This window comes from Turicibacter sp. T129, assembly GCF_025594975.1.
Lineage (GTDB): Bacteria > Bacillota_I > Bacilli_A > MOL361 > Turicibacteraceae > Turicibacter > Turicibacter bilis.
This window is the reverse complement of record NZ_JAMQUU010000065.1, coordinates 1-15,924: the sequence shown is the minus strand read 5'-3', so window position 1 is coordinate 15,924 and position 15,924 is coordinate 1. Positions and strand designations below refer to the sequence as shown.

17 protein-coding genes are annotated in these 15,924 nt (G+C 34.5%); 3 read left to right on the top strand and 14 right to left on the bottom strand.

The genetic code is table 11. From position 1 onward, the window contains the following. Positions 1 to 526: 526 nt before the first annotated feature. A complete protein-coding gene (locus NEH75_RS10750; protein ID WP_055275964.1) occupies positions 527 to 1,525 on the bottom strand; it encodes a LolA family protein in 999 nt (332 codons plus the stop codon). A 134-nt stretch (positions 1,526 to 1,659) separates the two neighbouring features. On the opposite strand from NEH75_RS10750, the gene NEH75_RS10745 reads away from it, so the two are divergent. Further along, entirely contained in the window at positions 1,660 to 1,863 is a 204-nt protein-coding gene (locus NEH75_RS10745; RefSeq protein WP_055241323.1) for a DUF378 domain-containing protein, read from the top strand. A 36-nt stretch (positions 1,864 to 1,899) separates the two neighbouring features. On the opposite strand, the gene acpS is transcribed toward NEH75_RS10745, so the two are convergent. The 8 genes from acpS to NEH75_RS10705 all read right to left on the bottom strand — a co-directional run bounded on the left by acpS (position 1,900) and on the right by NEH75_RS10705 (position 8,952). Next, positions 1,900 to 2,241 carry a holo-ACP synthase gene (gene acpS, locus NEH75_RS10740; protein WP_055241325.1) on the bottom strand — a complete coding sequence of 114 codons (342 nt, stop codon included), beginning with the start codon at positions 2,239 to 2,241 and terminating at the stop codon, positions 1,900 to 1,902. An 86-nt stretch (positions 2,242 to 2,327) separates the two neighbouring features. Next, positions 2,328 to 3,947 (bottom strand): chaperonin GroEL, encoded by a 1,620-nt coding sequence (groL, locus tag NEH75_RS10735; protein WP_262948865.1) that lies wholly within the window; start codon positions 3,945 to 3,947, stop codon positions 2,328 to 2,330. Between the two features lie 51 nt (positions 3,948 to 3,998). Continuing rightward, entirely contained in the window at positions 3,999 to 4,286 is a 288-nt protein-coding gene (locus tag NEH75_RS10730; RefSeq protein WP_055241328.1) for a co-chaperone GroES, read from the bottom strand. 234 nt (positions 4,287 to 4,520) lie between these two features. After that, a complete protein-coding gene (locus tag NEH75_RS10725) occupies positions 4,521 to 5,183 on the bottom strand; it encodes an ECF transporter S component (protein ID WP_262948864.1) in 663 nt (220 codons plus the stop codon). 249 nt (positions 5,184 to 5,432) lie between these two features. After that, positions 5,433 to 6,200, bottom strand: a complete 768-nt coding sequence (locus tag NEH75_RS10720; RefSeq protein WP_055241331.1) for a type III pantothenate kinase — start codon at positions 6,198 to 6,200, stop codon at positions 5,433 to 5,435. Continuing rightward, positions 6,194 to 7,405, bottom strand: coding sequence for a bifunctional phosphopantothenoylcysteine decarboxylase/phosphopantothenate--cysteine ligase CoaBC (gene coaBC / locus NEH75_RS10715; protein WP_262948863.1), 1,212 nt, complete (start codon positions 7,403 to 7,405; stop codon positions 6,194 to 6,196). The genes NEH75_RS10720 and coaBC overlap by 7 nt, the downstream gene beginning before the upstream one ends. Continuing rightward, positions 7,406 to 8,035, bottom strand: coding sequence for an ECF transporter S component (locus NEH75_RS10710; protein ID WP_262948862.1), 630 nt, complete (start codon positions 8,033 to 8,035; stop codon positions 7,406 to 7,408). A gap of 257 nt (positions 8,036 to 8,292) precedes the next feature. Next, complete coding sequence (locus NEH75_RS10705) at positions 8,293 to 8,952, bottom strand: redox-sensing transcriptional repressor Rex (RefSeq protein WP_055241339.1); 660 nt, start codon at positions 8,950 to 8,952, stop codon at positions 8,293 to 8,295. Between the two features lie 218 nt (positions 8,953 to 9,170). On the opposite strand from NEH75_RS10705, the gene NEH75_RS10700 reads away from it, so the two are divergent. Together NEH75_RS10700 and NEH75_RS10695 are read left to right on the top strand one after the other, a co-directional pair. Next, complete coding sequence (locus NEH75_RS10700; RefSeq protein WP_262948861.1) at positions 9,171 to 11,084, top strand: ABC-F family ATP-binding cassette domain-containing protein; 1,914 nt, start codon at positions 9,171 to 9,173, stop codon at positions 11,082 to 11,084. Positions 11,085 to 11,368: 284 nt separating this feature from the next. Continuing rightward, positions 11,369 to 12,346 carry a GNAT family N-acetyltransferase gene (locus NEH75_RS10695; RefSeq protein ID WP_262948860.1) on the top strand — a complete coding sequence of 326 codons (978 nt, stop codon included), beginning with the start codon at positions 11,369 to 11,371 and terminating at the stop codon, positions 12,344 to 12,346. A gap of 24 nt (positions 12,347 to 12,370) precedes the next feature. On the opposite strand, the gene tsaD is transcribed toward NEH75_RS10695, so the two are convergent. The 5 genes from tsaD to ytaF form a co-directional block, all read right to left on the bottom strand. Further along, positions 12,371 to 13,390 (bottom strand): tRNA (adenosine(37)-N6)-threonylcarbamoyltransferase complex transferase subunit TsaD, encoded by a 1,020-nt coding sequence (gene tsaD, locus NEH75_RS10690; RefSeq protein WP_055277697.1) that lies wholly within the window; start codon positions 13,388 to 13,390, stop codon positions 12,371 to 12,373. 15 nt (positions 13,391 to 13,405) lie between these two features. Further along, positions 13,406 to 13,834, bottom strand: a complete 429-nt coding sequence (gene rimI, locus NEH75_RS10685; protein ID WP_262948859.1) for a ribosomal protein S18-alanine N-acetyltransferase — start codon at positions 13,832 to 13,834, stop codon at positions 13,406 to 13,408. Positions 13,835 to 13,836: 2 nt separating this feature from the next. After that, positions 13,837 to 14,535 carry a tRNA (adenosine(37)-N6)-threonylcarbamoyltransferase complex dimerization subunit type 1 TsaB gene (tsaB, locus tag NEH75_RS10680; RefSeq protein WP_055241346.1) on the bottom strand — a complete coding sequence of 233 codons (699 nt, stop codon included), beginning with the start codon at positions 14,533 to 14,535 and terminating at the stop codon, positions 13,837 to 13,839. 2 nt (positions 14,536 to 14,537) lie between these two features. Continuing rightward, complete coding sequence (gene tsaE, locus NEH75_RS10675) at positions 14,538 to 14,984, bottom strand: tRNA (adenosine(37)-N6)-threonylcarbamoyltransferase complex ATPase subunit type 1 TsaE (RefSeq protein WP_055241348.1); 447 nt, start codon at positions 14,982 to 14,984, stop codon at positions 14,538 to 14,540. Positions 14,985 to 15,175: 191 nt separating this feature from the next. Beyond that, positions 15,176 to 15,775, bottom strand: a complete 600-nt coding sequence (gene ytaF, locus NEH75_RS10670) for a sporulation membrane protein YtaF (RefSeq protein WP_055277692.1) — start codon at positions 15,773 to 15,775, stop codon at positions 15,176 to 15,178. Positions 15,776 to 15,924: the final 149 nt, after the last annotated feature.

The following is a 15,924-nucleotide window of genomic DNA, read 5'->3' as shown; positions in this document are numbered from 1 at the left end:
AGTGAAAAAATATCTATTTAAAATTTAACATAAATGAATACATTTTGTACACACGAAAAACATAGTTTTTTTAATATAAACTAAAGAGTTTCTTTTCAGATAGGGGAGGTTTCCATGAAGCAGATGAGTCATCATAAAATAATCTCACTGATTATAATAAGCTCTTTAGTCATTGTCATCAGTTTACTGTGTTTAACTATAACCAAATCCATTATATCTTCTAATATCCTATCAGAATCTCCCACTCGTTATACTGAAAAATTACGATTCCTGGGACATAGTCAAATAGTAAGTGAAAAGTGTGAAATTATCATTACATTCGATGATAAAAATTATATTAATCAACTCAAATTAAATTATTCCAATTGTAAGATCATAAAAAATCAAAGTTTTATCCATTTAATCTGATTTATCAACTATTACATTTTTTTGACTAACATAAAAAAGAGAAGCAATCTTTAACTTAGATTACTTCTCTTACTATTAATTTTTATCTACTATTAAAGGTTATCGTCTTTTTTATCTCTTATTTTTCAGCAAGATTTGAAACTGATGCTGCAACTGAAACTAATTGTTCTGTATCCAATGTCTCAGAAACTAAGAAACACTCAACTCCACCTTCAACCCATGTAATTGAATTTTCACTTAACGCACCAATTGTTCCATTAATCATTACAGGTTGACCTGCAACAGATTCCACACCTACTGAATCATTATATGTAACAGGCTCTTGAATCATTGTGAAATCTTGATCACCACTAAATGTCATAATAATACGTTGACCTTCCTCAATGTCAATCGCTTGTTTATTAACTAACGTTGTTCCTTCCGGTAAATAAGCTGGGTATAACTCATCATCTAACACATTGATAACACCTTCACCCATTGTTTCTTGTGAATACTCCATTGTTTGTTGACAATCAAAGTATCCATCTGCAAGTTTTTCATCAAAATTAAATGAAGAGAATTTCATTGAAATACGAGGTTCTCCCTCACTATCAACTACGTAAACTTCTGCTGGAGTTAATGATTTTTTATCAAACGTAATTTTTTGAGAAACTAAATCACGATTTCCATGATAATTAGCTTTAGCCTCAAATGTATAATTCTCTTCTCCAGATTCAAATTTTACTTCAGCATCGTTTAAAATATCAGTCATTAATGATTGATATAAATAAACTTGTGAACTTGATAATGGCCAATCACTTTGGAACTTAAATTGCTTATTTAACGCAGGTGTTAATACAAAGACACCTTCGTCATTCTTTAGTATGATTTGCTCATTGTTTGTTGTTTCATTTTTTAACGTAACTTTGTAATTCTCTGGTTTTTGATAAGCTACCTCAACATTATACTGATACACTTGGCCATTATTATCAACTTCCATCACACCTGTTGCATAATATGACTTAGCATCTTCTAAGTTGCTCGTGAGCTTGTCAACAACGTCTTGCTGAGACATTTCTCCACATGCAGCTAATAGCACGGTAAGCACTACTGCGAACATTAAACATAATTTCTTCATCGCTATCCACCTCTTTATTAAGTTCAATTTCAATTAATACTATGAAATATTAAATTAATTTATGCTTTCTAATACATAAAACTCCCTTATTAATTAAATACTATAAATATCCAAAATAGGAAGGAGCGAAAACTATGTCGTTAATTCAACGTATTGCTTTGATTTTAACGGTAATTGGTGCAATTAACTGGGGTCTTATTGGATTCTTCCAATTCGATCTTGTTGCATTCTTATTTGGCGGACAAGATGCAATCATCTCACGCGTTGTTTACGCCTTAGTAGGAATTGCCGGACTTATTAATATTGGTTTACTATTTGCACCAGATAGACGTTACTAATTCAATAAAAAAATCAGCTAAATTTAGCTGATTTTTTTATGCCCAAATGACAAATGCAACCGCATAATTCTCACAGTGACTAATACTAATATGAACGTTTTCAAGCATTGGGCTTAATAAATAAGGCTTTCCTCGTTCATCATTCATAATACTAAAGTCTTTATATGATTTTCCATCACAATAGGATCCTAACGCTTTATATAAAGCTTCTTTGGCTGCCCAACGTCCTGCTAAAAATTCATTCTGCCTTTTTTCATGCTGGAAGGATTGATATAACCTAAACTCTTCTTCACTTAATAATTTATGGATAAAGCGTTCACGGTGGTTTAATTGTTTAATACGTTTAATCTCGATAATATCTGTTCCGATTCCCTTCATAAAAACCTCCAATAGTTATCTTCTTTATTATAACTTATCTTATTTCATCATAAAAAAAATCTCTAGATAAATCTAGAGATTTTTTATTACATCATTCCCATTCCACCCATATCACTTGGGGCTTGAACTGCTTGTGGCTTTTCAATTTCCACAACAGCTGCTTCAGCAGTTAAGAATGAAGCTGAAATACTCGCTGCATTTTGTAAAGCAGAACGAGTGACTTTCGTTGGATCCACAATACCTGATTTAAACATATCCACAAACTCATCAGTTGCTGCATTATATCCAAATCCCGGATCTAACTCTTTTAATTTATAGACAATAATTGAACCTTCAATTCCAGCATTTTCAGCAATTTGGCGAATTGGGGCTTCTAAAGCTTTTAAAACGATTTGAACCCCAGTTGCCTCATCACCAATTGCTTCAATTTTAGCGACATCATTGTAAATATTCATATAAGCTGTTCCACCACCAGCAACAATCCCTTCTTGAACCGCTGCACGTGTCGCATTTAAAGCATCTTCAATACGTAATTTACGTTCTTTTAATTCAGTTTCAGTCGCTGCCCCAACCTTAATCACGGCAACTCCTCCACTTAATTTTGCTAAACGTTCTAATAATTTTTCTTTATCAAATTCTGAAGTCGTATTTTCTAACTCTGCACGAATTTGAGCAATACGAGCTTGAATATCAATTTGTGAACCAGTTCCTTCAACAATGGTTGTATGATTTTTTGTTACAATCACACGTCCAGCGCGTCCACATTGATCTAATGTTGTATTTTTAAGGTCTAATCCTAACTCCTCAGTAATTAATTGAGCACCAGTTAAAATTGAGATATCTTCAAGCATACGTTTACGACGATCACCAAATCCAGGTGCTTTAACAGCTACCACATTGAATGTTCCACGTAATTTATTAACAACTAATGCTGCTAATGCTTCATTTTCAATATCATCAGCAATGATAATCATTGGACGTCCTGTTTGAACTAACTGCTCAAGAATTGGTAAGATGTCTTGTAACGTACCAACTTTAGAATCTGTGACTAAAATGTATGGATTATCTAAAACAGCTTCCATTTTATCTGTATCTGTCACCATATAAGATGATAAATATCCACGATCAAATTGCATTCCTTCAACAATATCCATTGTTGTTTCGAAGCCTTTAGACTCTTCTAAAGTAATCACTCCATCATTACCAACACGTTCCATAGCTTCAGCAATTAATTTCCCGATTTCTTCATCTGCAGCAGAAATCGCAGCTACATTAGCAATTGATTCTTTTCCTTCGATTGGCTTAGAATTAGCCTTTAATGCTTCAACAGCCACTTTCACAGCACGCTCAATTCCACGACGAATCGTTATTGGATTAGCTCCCGCTACAATATTTTTATTTCCTTCACGAATCATCGCTTGAGCTAAAACCGTTGCCGTTGTTGTTCCATCTCCAGCTACATCATTCGTACGACTTGCAACTTGAGCTACTAAACGAGCTCCCATATTTTCAAACTTATCTTCTAATTCAATTTCTTTTGCAATTGAAACCCCATCATTAATAATTTGAGGCGTTCCAAACTTTTGCTCTAAAATGACATTTCGACCTTTTGGCCCTAACGTTACTTTTACTGTATCCGCTAATTTATCCACTCCACGAATCATCGCACGACGTGCATCTTCAGCAAATAAAATTTCTTTTGCCATAATATTAAATCCTCCCTTAAATCAAAATTAATATATTAAACTAAATTTAACTTACTCAACAATTGCTAAAATATCATCTTGGGATAAAATAACTAATTCTTTTCCTTGATGTGAGACCTTTGTTCCACCAAATCCGTTATAGATAACACGTTGCCCCACCTCAACAGTTATTGGATGACGTTTCCCATTATCTAATAACTTTCCATCACCAATGGCAACTACAACTCCTTCTGAATGTTTTGGTTTTGAAGCTTCTCCCGAAAGAATGATTCCACTAGCTGTTGTCTTTTCAACCTCAACAATCTCAAGTACAACATTATTGTTTAATGGTTTTAACATGTATGTCCCTCCTCGTTTTAGCACTCTACCTATATGAGTGCTATTAAATAAATTATACAAAGATGAATAAATAATGGCAATACTTTAAACCAAAATCCTTTTTATTATAGTCTACCTAATGATTAATATGCTTAATATTAACATTTATTCCTATTCTTCTATCAAAATCACCTACTAAAATCAATTATTTGACGAATCAAAAAAAACTAGGAAAATTACTCCTAGCTTAAAGCTCTAGCGTTCAACTTTATTTAACTTTATATTCATATGAGTTAAGCCCATTTTTTGAGCCATTGGCTCTAGTACTTTTACTAATGGTACAATTACAACTGTAGCTACACAGGCTTCTAAAACACCATTTGTAAATACCAATCCAATTAAGGCCATTAATAACTGTGTTGTATCTAACCCTTGAGCAGCTGCATAACTTGGTCCAAAAAAGATATAAATCATTCCTAATACCATCGCCGTATGTAGAACTGTACACAATAGTGCTGTTACGCCTCCGCCAATCATATTTTTATCTCGATTTTTAAACCAACTATAAATTAAACCACCTAATACGCCTAACAATACACGAGGTACAATAGCAATAACTAAGCTCATGAAATTTCCGTGATACTCGCCAAGCGAATAAAAAGGCGTAAATACAAATGATAAAATCGTTGGATTAATCGTGGCATTGACAACACTCGAAATCCCAAAGACAAGACCAGTAATTGCACCCCCTTTGATTCCTAATAAAATCCCTGCTAAAATAACCGGAATATGCATGGTTGTGGCCTTCATCGGCCCAATTGGAATAAATCCAAGAGGGGTAAACATCAATAATACCTCAATACTACAAAACATGGTGACTAAAACTAAATACTTGGTTTTCTTACTTGATTGATTCATTTCTTTCTCCTCCACTGTCGCTTCTTCTGAATGCAACGTCTTGAATAATATTTTTAATCCCCCTAACGCTTTACTTAATTGATGTCAACTGATCATCATTAAGTCTCATTAGTAGAATTACTTCTCCTATTATATTTAAATCTGTGATTACTTTCAATAACAAATCCATAATTTTCCTTTTGTTTTGCCTGAACATAAAAAAAGAACCAAATACATTTGATTCCTTTTTATCAACGATCAATAATCTTCTTATCCCTTTGTTTTATGATAAATAACTTTCATTCCTTTAAAAGCTAAATCTGGATCATAAATATCAATCATATCAGTTTCATTATAAATGATACGCCCAAGTCCACCAGTCGCTACCACTTTAATGTCTTTACCAACAGCTTCCTTTACTTTTTTGATAATGTATTCCGTTTGACCGATATAACCATAAACTAATCCACCTTGCATACTCGTAATCGTATTACGACACATAATCGTCGCAGGCTTTTTAATTTCAATTTCAGGTAACTTTGCAGCTTGTGTCCATAAAGCTTGAGCAGAAATCTCAATTCCTGGTGACGTGACCCCAAACTCAAACTCACCATTTTCATTGACATAATCATAGGTTGTTGCCGTCCCAAAATCAATAACAAGCGCTGGACCACCATAAATATGATATGCTGCTGCAATATCAACAATACGATCAGCTCCCACCTCTCTTGGATTTTCAGTTTTCACACTAATACCGGTCTTAATACCTGGGCCGACAATGATTGGTTCAATATTAAAATACTTACGAATAGCATTTGTTAAAGAATGCATAATCTTAGGCACAACGCTGGAGATTAAAACATCCTCAACCCCCTTTGGATCAATATTCTTTGTTTGGAAGAATGAAAATAACGTAATTCCAAATTCATCTGATGTTCGTTGCAATTTAGTCGTTAGCCGAAAATTTGCAATTAATTCATCCTGGTCATAAACTCCTAGTGTAATATTCGTATTTCCTACATCAATAACGACTAACATACTATCCCTCTTTTCTTCACTAAAATCTGTAATAAACGATTCATAATCTCATAACCAAGTGCTTCTTTAGACATGACATCTAACTTCGTTACGTCCTCACCCGTTAACATCGTCACTACATTCGTATCCTTTTTGAATCCCGCTGCATCTTCATTTAACTGATTTGCAACAATCAAGTCAGCACCTTTATTCACTAACTTCTTCGTAGCATTCTCAACTAAATCTTGAGTCTCCATAGCAAACCCACAAACAACTTGATCCGCCTTTTTTAACTGCCCCATATGAGCTAAGATATCTGGATTGGTTACAAAATCAATCGTCAACTGATTACCTTGCTTTTTCATTTTATGATCACTCACACGCTTCACTCGGTAATCTGAAATGGCTGCTGATTTCACTAAAATATCATAATCATCTTTTAGAGCCTCGACTGCTTCAAACATTTGAATCGCTGTTCTAACCTCAACAATATCCATGAACACTGGCTTTCTTAATGAAACAGGTCCAGTTACTAACGTCACATCCGCACCTAAATTACGAGCAGCACGTGCCACTGCATACCCCATCTTCCCACTTGAATGATTCGTCATGAAACGAACTGGATCTAAATCTTCTTGAGTTGGGCCTGCGGTTACGACAACTTTCATTCCTTTTAAAGGCTTGTCCTTAACTAATAAACTTTCAATGGCATCTTCAATATCCTCAATTTCTGCCAAACGACCTTTCCCAACATCTCCACATGCTAAATAACCACTATCTGATTCAACAAAAGTCATTCCATATTTTTTACAAATCTCAATATTATGCTGTGTGATTGGATTATTTAACATTCCTGTATTCATTGCAGGTGCAATGAGTTTTGGGCAAGACGCGGCTAAAAACGTTGTCGTCAACATATCATCCGCTAATCCATGAGCAAACTTCGCAATACAATTTGCTGAAGCTGGAGCCACAACAAATAAATCTGCGCGCTTAGCTAATGAAATATGATTCACATCATACTGGAAATTGCGATCAAACGTTCCAACAGATACACGATTATGAGTTAATGTTTCAAATGTCATCGGTGTAATAAATTCTGTAGCATTTTTCGTCATAATGACATGAACATCATAACCTTTTTTATATAGACTACTTGCAAGTTGTGCACTTTTATAAGCTGCAATTCCCCCACAAACTCCCAATACAATAGTCTTTTTGTTCAACTAAATCACCTTCTTCGTAATTGGTTCTAACACCTTCGTTAATGGTGCAATAATTAATGTAGCTAAGATGGCTTCGATTACACTATTTGTCGTAATGATTCCTAGTAATAAGCCAAATAAAGCTGAAACTTCAACTCCTTTGGCTGCCGCATAACTTGGACCAAAGAATAAGTAGATCATTCCAAGCACTAAAATGGAGTGAATTAACGTACAAACTAAAGCCGTAACTCCACTACCGAATAATCTCATTTTATTATTTTTATTTTTAAACCAATGATAAATCACTGCAGCTAATACCCCAAGTAAGACACGTGGACCAATAGCAATAACTAAACTCATGAAGTTTCCATGATATTCACCTAATGAATAAAATGGGGTAAATACAAATGATGTAATCGTTGGGGTAATCGTATTAATAATCACACTACTCAATCCAAAAACTAATCCTGTAATAGCTCCACCTTTGACTCCCAATAAAATTCCTGCTAAAATAACTGGAATATGCATGGTTGTGGCACGAACTGGGCCTAATGGAATATATCCAAGTGGTGTTAACATTAAAACAACTTGAATACTACAAAACATCGTTAGTAAAACTAAAAACTTGGTTTTCTTTCTTGATTGATTCATTTTTCTTCTCCTCCACTGTCGCTTCTTTCGAATGCAACGTCTTGAATATTATATTTGACATCGTTAGTATGACCTTAATTGATGTTATAAAATCACCATTAAGTTTGACAAACGCTATCATCGCTCATAATTATACTGATGTATTGAATAGTTTTCAATAAAATAACATTATTTTACCATTATTCATCGCCTGTAAAAAGAAAAAAAGCTTATAATCAATTGATTATAAGCTTATAACGGACGAAATTTAAAAAGTACTAATGTTTTGCTTGTTCTTTTTGAAAAACATAGAAGAATAATGTCTCTAACTCCATATTTAAATCTACTTCATGAACGGTAATGTCTTCACTCACATTAATCACTGTAGAAGATAAATTTAAAATACCTTTAATACCTAACCCTTCTAATGATGTTGCAACACTTTGAGCAACTGTCGGTGGTACTGTTAAAATAACATAAGTAACACGGTGTTCTTCAATATACGATTTTAAATCATTTAAATGATAAAGAGGCAATTCACCTACACATTGTCCAACTAAGCTTTCATCTGTATCAAACCCTGCAATTAAGTTAACTGGTGTTCTAAATACACGTTTCTTAAACTTATCTGAGCTAAAATACTTTAATAGTGCACGCCCTAAGTTTCCGACCCCAATTAAAACACAGCTCTGTGCATCCTCTGTTTTCAATAAATTATTAAATGCCTCTAAAACAACGCGTACCTCATATCCATATCCTTGACGACCTAATTCACCTAAATATGAAAAATCACGTCGAATAGTAGCAGAATCAATCCCTATTTTTTGGCTTAATTCACCTGACTGAATTCGTTTAACGCCCATTTCATCTAATTCAACGAAACAGCGACGATAAAGTGCTAACCTTTTAATCGTTGCATTTGGAATATTTGATAACATAGAAAACCTCCTTTACCATATTTCAATAATAACATGAAAATAATTCAATGTGAATACTGTCAGAAGCATAAAACGTCTATATGTTAAATTGTTTTAAAATTCGACTATTATTTCATCCAGTGTCCGTTGCTTATCTCTTCTTTAAGCATTATACTTATAAATAAATACAATAAAATCCGAATATCTACTGATAAGTTAATATATAAAGGAGAAACAAAATGATCTTATTACAAACTAGCAAATTGACAAAGCTCTATTCAGGAACTCCCATTCTTGAAAATGTGCAATTTGAAGTCAAAAAAGGGGAGCGTATTGCCGTTGTTGGACGTAATGGTGCCGGTAAATCAACACTATTAAAAATGATTGCTGATGAAATCGACCTCGATAGTGGAGAAATCCACAAGCCACAAAGTGTCATCCTAGGCTATTTTGCCCAATCAAGCCACGTTAATTCAAATGACACCATCTATAATGAAATGTTAAGCGTCTTCGCTGAAACAATCAAACTAAAAGGCCAGCTTGAAGAGCTAAGCCTTAAAATGGCTGAAGAAGACCCAAGCAGCGAACAATACTTAAGAATTATTGAACAATATCAAAACTTAAATCATCGCTTTGAATTAATGAGTGGTTATACTTACGAATCTGAAATCAATAATATTCTCAATCGATTTAAATTCAATGAGATTGGCTTTGACCAAAAAATCTCAAACTTAAGTGGAGGACAAAAAACAAGATTGGCTCTTGCCAAACTCCTTCTTCAAAAACCAGATGTTCTAATTCTCGATGAGCCTACTAACCACTTAGACATCGATACAATCGAATGGTTGGAAGGATACCTAAAAAAATATTCAGGTGCCGTAGTTATCGTCTCACATGACCGCTATTTTATCGATCAGATTGCAACAACGGTCTATGAAATTGAGTATCGAAAATGTACGAAGTACAAAGGAAACTACTCAGATTATATAGATCAAAAGGCAGTTTCCTATGCATCCCTCATGAAGCAATACGAAAAACAACAAAAAGAGATTTCAAAAATGGAAGACTTCATTAGTCGAAACATCGTCCGTGCTTCAACAACAAAACGTGCTCAATCACGCCGTAAGCTATTAGATAAAATGGAGCGTATTGAAATCCCTAAAATCAACGATAAATCAATCGGTATTACATTTGAAATTGATCGCCGAAGCGGAAATGACGTCCTAAAAGTAGAAGATTTAACAGTTGGATACCCAGATCAAATCATCTCAGATCATCTAGACTTCCAAATTAATCGTCTAGATCGTGTGGCTTTAATTGGGCCAAATGGAATCGGAAAATCTACCATCCTTAAAACAGTAGCAGGTGACTTACCAAAGTTAGGGGGAGAAGTTTACTACGGTAAAAGCCTAGACATGGGATACTTTGATCAAGAACAAGCAAACCTAACTTCTAATAACACCGTCTTAAATGAAGTTTGGAACTACTTCCCGACGCGACTAGAAAAAGATATTCGTACATTACTTGGAAACTTCCTGTTTACAGGAGATGACGTCTTTAAGACAGTTAACCAACTGTCTGGTGGTGAAAAGGTTCGACTAACACTTTGTAAACTCATGCTTCAAAAAAATAACTTCTTACTTCTAGATGAGCCAACTAATCACTTAGATATTGATAGTAAAGAAATGCTAGAACTTTCACTAGAAGACTATGAAGGAACAGTCTTCTTCATCTCCCATGACCGTTACTTCATCGATAAAATCGCAACCCGCATTTTAGAGGTTACTCCGCATGGGGTAGTATCATACTTAGGAAACTACTCAGATTATATGGAGAAGAAACAACAACTAGCTGAGCTAGAAGCAGCTAAATTAGCTGAGGAGTCAAACGCAACAACAACTAACAATGTAACAGATTACCAAAAACAAAAAGAACAGCGACGATTAGAACAACAGCGTAAACGTCAACTAGAGGACATCGAATCAAAAATCGCCGCCTATGAAGAAGAACTTGAATATAAAAAAGCTGAGCTTTTCCAAGAAGAAGTCTACCTGGACACACAAAAATCAGCACAGGTTCAAGCTCGAATCGAAGAACTTGAAGAGTTAATCATGGAATCTATGGAAACTTGGGAAGAATTAAGCTTATCATAAAAAAAGTCGTCCATTTGGACGACTTTTTGAATATCCACAATATGTAGTGAATATCATGTAACAAAAGGAGGAATTTTCAAAAAAAGAGTCAAAAAATCTTGTTCACTAGCTAGGCAAATCAGATTAAACACAACGAAGGGGGAGTTAATCAAATCGCCTACCAATAAAATCTCTAGCTCTATCTCATATAAGATAGAGCTTTTTCATATACTTAAACATCACTTGAACCTCCCATGACTAAAGTCACGAGTGTTCTGTTGACATTCATAAAATGGAGGAATACTATGAAAACAAAAAGACTAACCTTAAGAAACGTTGAAATTACTGATGCAAAACTTCTAGCCCAATGGAAGAATGATCCTGATCTGCAAGAGATGTCCACAGGTCAAAAAGAGTTCACCACAGAAACTGAACAAACAGATATTACTAACAATCATGACCCCTACTACATTCTCGTAATCAATGAAACCAATGAGCCTATCGGATATATCCGTATCAATTGGTTAGATGAACATGCAACTTGTGCCTGGCTTAGATTTGGGCTCGGCTCACACCGAGGGCAAGGTTACATGAAAGAAGCACTTGAAACATTAATAACTACCTTATTTAACCAAGGTGTTCATCGAATCGAATCAGAAATATATGATTATAATACACCTAGCCAAAAACTACTCCAATCACTCAACTTTGAACATGAAGGCACACGTCGCCAAGCCTACTATCAAAACGGAACTTATCACGATGTTCATCTTTTTGGACGAATCAAACGTATCCCTAGTACAAATCTCCAAGATTATCTCACTTATGTAATTCCTTACTATCCACAACCTGAATCTCTTAACTGTATCGTCAAAAATCTTAATTTCTTTGACACCAAAACATTAAACCTTTCTAAACTTTATTTCCTAGCAACCTTCTCTGGATTACTCACTAAACTTCAAACAGATTCTAAATTTATGGCACAAACTTTATCACAACTTGTCTCCTTAAATTGGGATCCTGATCAAATAAAAGATGGTCTTTATAGCTTAGAACGTCAATTACACTCACCTCTGACAGAAGAAGAAAAAATCGTTCATGACCTCTATACCTTAGAACGGATTGGAGCTCCAGAAATAGCTAGAGCACTTGCACTCGAAGGAACACAACACCAACTCTTTGATGACATTCGACAAAATAAATTCGAATTTTTCACCACAATTGGGAAAGAAATAGGAGAAGAAAGACTAACCTATACAAAAAAATTTCTACAACAACTATAAAAAAGTAGCCTTACGGCTACTTTTTTATAATGAAGTTAACTCCATTCCTGATAATCCATTCATATCCATCCCACTACGATGCCCTTTTAAATAAGCCATCGTTCCTGCAGCACCAATCATCGCTGCATTATCTGTACAAAGTGATAATGGAGGAACCGTTAATTTAATATGGCCATCTTTCGCAACAGCTTCTTCTAAACCTTTACGAAGTCCTTTATTGGCTGATACTCCACCAGCGACAATAATTTGTTTTACGTTATATTCACGTGCCGCACGCATCGTTTTTTCCACAAGAACTTCCACCACGCTCGCTTGGAAACTTGCCGCTAAATTTTCAGGAACAATCTCCTCACCACGTTGTTTTGCATTATGTACGGTATTAATAACTGCTGATTTTAACCCAGAGAAACTAAAATCGTAAGACTCTTTATCTAACCAAACACGAGGTAACTTATAAGTATCTTCACCAACAGCGGCTAAACGGTCAATATGTGGACCACCTGGATACGGTAAACTTAACGTACGAGCCACCTTATCATAAGCCTCTCCTACTGCATCATCTAACGTCTCACCAATCACTTCAAACTGATAGTGATCCTTCATATAAACTAACTCCGTATGGCCACCTGAAACGACTAATGCTAACAATGGAAACTCTAAAGGTTCCACTAATTGATTCGCATAAATATGCCCCGCAATATGATGCACACCGACTAATGGAATATCATGAGCAAATGCTAAAGCTTTTGCTGCATTAATCCCAATTAATAATGATCCAATTAAACCTGGCCCCTCGGTCACCGTAATCGCATCAATATCATCCCAAGTTACATTTGCTACCTTTAAAGCCTCTTCAAAAACAAGCGTCACACTCTCAACATGATGACGACTTGCCACCTCAGGAACAACCCCACCAAAACGTTTATGACTCTCAATCTGAGATGCAACTACATTCGATAAAATCTCAGTTCCATTTTTAATAACCGCAACACTCGTCTCATCACAGCTGCTCTCAACCGCTAATACTAAAATATCTTTTTCCATGACTATCACCAACTTCTATCTAAAATTACGAGTCATTAATAATGCATCTTCACCATCTGCATAATACCTTGCACGAGTTCCAACAGAAATGAACCCACACTTCTCATATAAATGAATCGCCACCTGATTACTCATACGAACTTCTAATGACATCGTATCACCTTCGTTTTTACACGCATCCTGGATAAATTGTTCAACAAGCAACCTTCCATAACCTTTTGATCGGTAATCAGGATTTACAGCAACATAATATAAATCTGACATTTCAAAAATAATCTGGCCTACTAAATAACCAACAATTTGATGATCGATTTCAATAACAATCCCATAATGAAACATCTTCTCTTGCACATAATCTTCAAAATTAAAAGATTGTTTAAATAATACATCATGTAACGATGTAACCTGAAATAAATCTTCTTCTCTCATTAAACGAATATTCATCATTATAATCCCTTATTTTTTTGTTCTAACATCCAATTCATTTCTGCTTCTGGTAAACGATGATACTTCGGCGTAAAATGATGAATATTATCTACAGGAGTCTTTTCTAATGCTAAATTTGCTAAAACAGAGGCATGTGGCATATTTAAATTTTCATCTTCCACCTTAATTACCTTATCACCTAGAACAGACTCAATTAAATCCCAGTACCTTGCAACATCATTACCAAGGAAATACATTTTTTTCTCACTTTTTGATAAATTGTCTAATAAACCTTGTAATTCATAGTGTCCATCTGAAATAACGACATTCGATGACGCTCCTTCATAAACTCCAGCAAACACCGTTTGACGACGCGCATCAAATAAAGGAATAATATAAGCATCTTCTTTAATATTACGAGCTAAAATCTCTAAACTAGAAACACCTACTAACGGTTTATTTAATGTCCACGCTAATGTCTTAGCAACAGTCACTCCAATACGAACTCCCGTATATGAACCCGGCCCCTCTGCAACAGCAATTAAGTCAAGCTCTTTAGGGGTACGATTAACTTTTTTAAATAAGGCTTCAATCGTCGGCATCAAACGCTTTGAATGATCATTCTTAGTAGCCTCAACGACTTCAATTAATATCTCATTATTCTCAACAAGAGCAACCGATAAAGTAGTATTTGATGTATCAATAGCTAAAACAAACATTTTTATAACACCTCACGAATTGATTCATAAAATTCCCCTACAGGAGTTAATTCAATACGGCGATCGTTCTCACCTTCACGATATACTTTAATATCTAGACGTTCTTTAGGAAGGATATCTTCAATCATACTAGCCCACTCAACAACACAAACACCATCACCAAATAAGTAATCATCTAATCCCATATCCTCAGCACCATTTTCTAAACGATACACATCCATATGATAAAGTGGTAAACGTCCTTGGTATTCCTTAATAATGGTAAACGTCGGGCTATTTACATTTCGTTTAATATCAAGACCTTTTGCAAATCCCTTCGTAAAAGTTGTCTTCCCTGCACCAAGATCACCTTCTAAAGTCAAAATCATACCAGGTTGAACCCAACCACCAATCTTCTCAGCAAGTAACTGAGTTTCTTCAACAGAATTTGTTTTAATTATATATGTCATACTATCACCTATAAGTTCTAAATAAAGATTATGAATTATTATGGATAAATTTTATCATAAATATCTTAATAAATTAGAAAGTTTATTCTAACTTTATTATAACATATCTCAGTAAACAGATTAGTACTAATACGACAATAAAATACAAAAGGATGAAGACTACGCTTCATCCTTTTGTATCCTGACCTAAACTAAAAGAACAATTGGTAAATAGCCAGTAACATAATAATCACACTAGCAATATACTCTGCATACTTCACAGTACTGTAACTTAAAAAATTATATGTTAAACGACATCCAAATTCAATAAATAAGATACTTAAAATTAAACAAGTTACTGATGTAATATAAATATTAAGCCCTGTTAAAGCAGCACCAATACCTAAACCCAAATTATTCAAACATAAAAATAAACCTAACATACAAGCTTCTCTAATATCAATAGATTTTGAATGGTCCTTATCAAAATTCTCTGCTAAATCAGCAGCATCATTAATAATCTTCACATCACTATTAGCTTTTATTTGCTTATATAGGGCCTGATAAAACATATAAAATCCAAATAAAAATAACAGTGCACTCCCTATCCATTGCGTAATTGAACCAATCAAAAAACCATTAAATATATTACCTATATACATACCTAGCATAGTACCCAGGCAAGAAATGAGACCAACAATTAAATTACTTGTAAAACAAATTTTTATTTTTCTTGCACCATAGCTCAAACCTATAATAAGACTATCGCAAGTAGCAGATGCAGAGAATAGTAGAATAGCTAAAAAGTTCATGTTTTATCCCTACCTTTAGTTTATTACGAGATACTATATGTAATAAACCTGGTAGAGGTTCTATCTATAAACACAAAAAAAGCACTCTAAGAGTGCGACTATTCGAATTGGAGCGGGTGAAGAGAATCGAACTCTCACAGTCAGCTTGG

What these genes read in the sequence shown, in the direction of transcription:
- tsaB (WP_055241346.1), bottom strand. Translation starts at nt 14,535, where the DNA reads ATGTTTGTTTTAGCTATTGATACATCAAATACTACTTTATCGGTTGCT.
- NEH75_RS10700 (WP_262948861.1), top strand. Translation starts at nt 9,171, where the DNA reads ATGATCTTATTACAAACTAGCAAATTGACAAAGCTCTATTCAGGAACT.
- NEH75_RS10720 (WP_055241331.1), bottom strand. Translation starts at nt 6,200, where the DNA reads ATGTTAGTCGTTATTGATGTAGGAAATACGAATATTACACTAGGAGTT.
- acpS (WP_055241325.1), bottom strand. Translation starts at nt 2,241, where the DNA reads ATGAAGGGAATCGGAACAGATATTATCGAGATTAAACGTATTAAACAA.
- groL (WP_262948865.1), bottom strand. Translation starts at nt 3,947, where the DNA reads ATGGCAAAAGAAATTTTATTTGCTGAAGATGCACGTCGTGCGATGATT.
- NEH75_RS10710 (WP_262948862.1), bottom strand. Translation starts at nt 8,035, where the DNA reads ATGAATCAATCAAGAAAGAAAACCAAGTTTTTAGTTTTACTAACGATG.
- NEH75_RS10750 (WP_055275964.1), bottom strand. Translation starts at nt 1,525, where the DNA reads ATGAAGAAATTATGTTTAATGTTCGCAGTAGTGCTTACCGTGCTATTA.
- NEH75_RS10730 (WP_055241328.1), bottom strand. Translation starts at nt 4,286, where the DNA reads ATGTTAAAACCATTAAACAATAATGTTGTACTTGAGATTGTTGAGGTT.
- NEH75_RS10725 (WP_262948864.1), bottom strand. Translation starts at nt 5,183, where the DNA reads ATGAATCAATCAAGTAAGAAAACCAAGTATTTAGTTTTAGTCACCATG.
- tsaE (WP_055241348.1), bottom strand. Translation starts at nt 14,984, where the DNA reads ATGACATATATAATTAAAACAAATTCTGTTGAAGAAACTCAGTTACTT.
- NEH75_RS10695 (WP_262948860.1), top strand. Translation starts at nt 11,369, where the DNA reads ATGAAAACAAAAAGACTAACCTTAAGAAACGTTGAAATTACTGATGCA.
- rimI (WP_262948859.1), bottom strand. Translation starts at nt 13,834, where the DNA reads ATGAATATTCGTTTAATGAGAGAAGAAGATTTATTTCAGGTTACATCG.
- tsaD (WP_055277697.1), bottom strand. Translation starts at nt 13,390, where the DNA reads ATGGAAAAAGATATTTTAGTATTAGCGGTTGAGAGCAGCTGTGATGAG.
- NEH75_RS10745 (WP_055241323.1), top strand. Translation starts at nt 1,660, where the DNA reads ATGTCGTTAATTCAACGTATTGCTTTGATTTTAACGGTAATTGGTGCA.
- ytaF (WP_055277692.1), bottom strand. Translation starts at nt 15,775, where the DNA reads ATGAACTTTTTAGCTATTCTACTATTCTCTGCATCTGCTACTTGCGAT.
- NEH75_RS10705 (WP_055241339.1), bottom strand. Translation starts at nt 8,952, where the DNA reads ATGTTATCAAATATTCCAAATGCAACGATTAAAAGGTTAGCACTTTAT.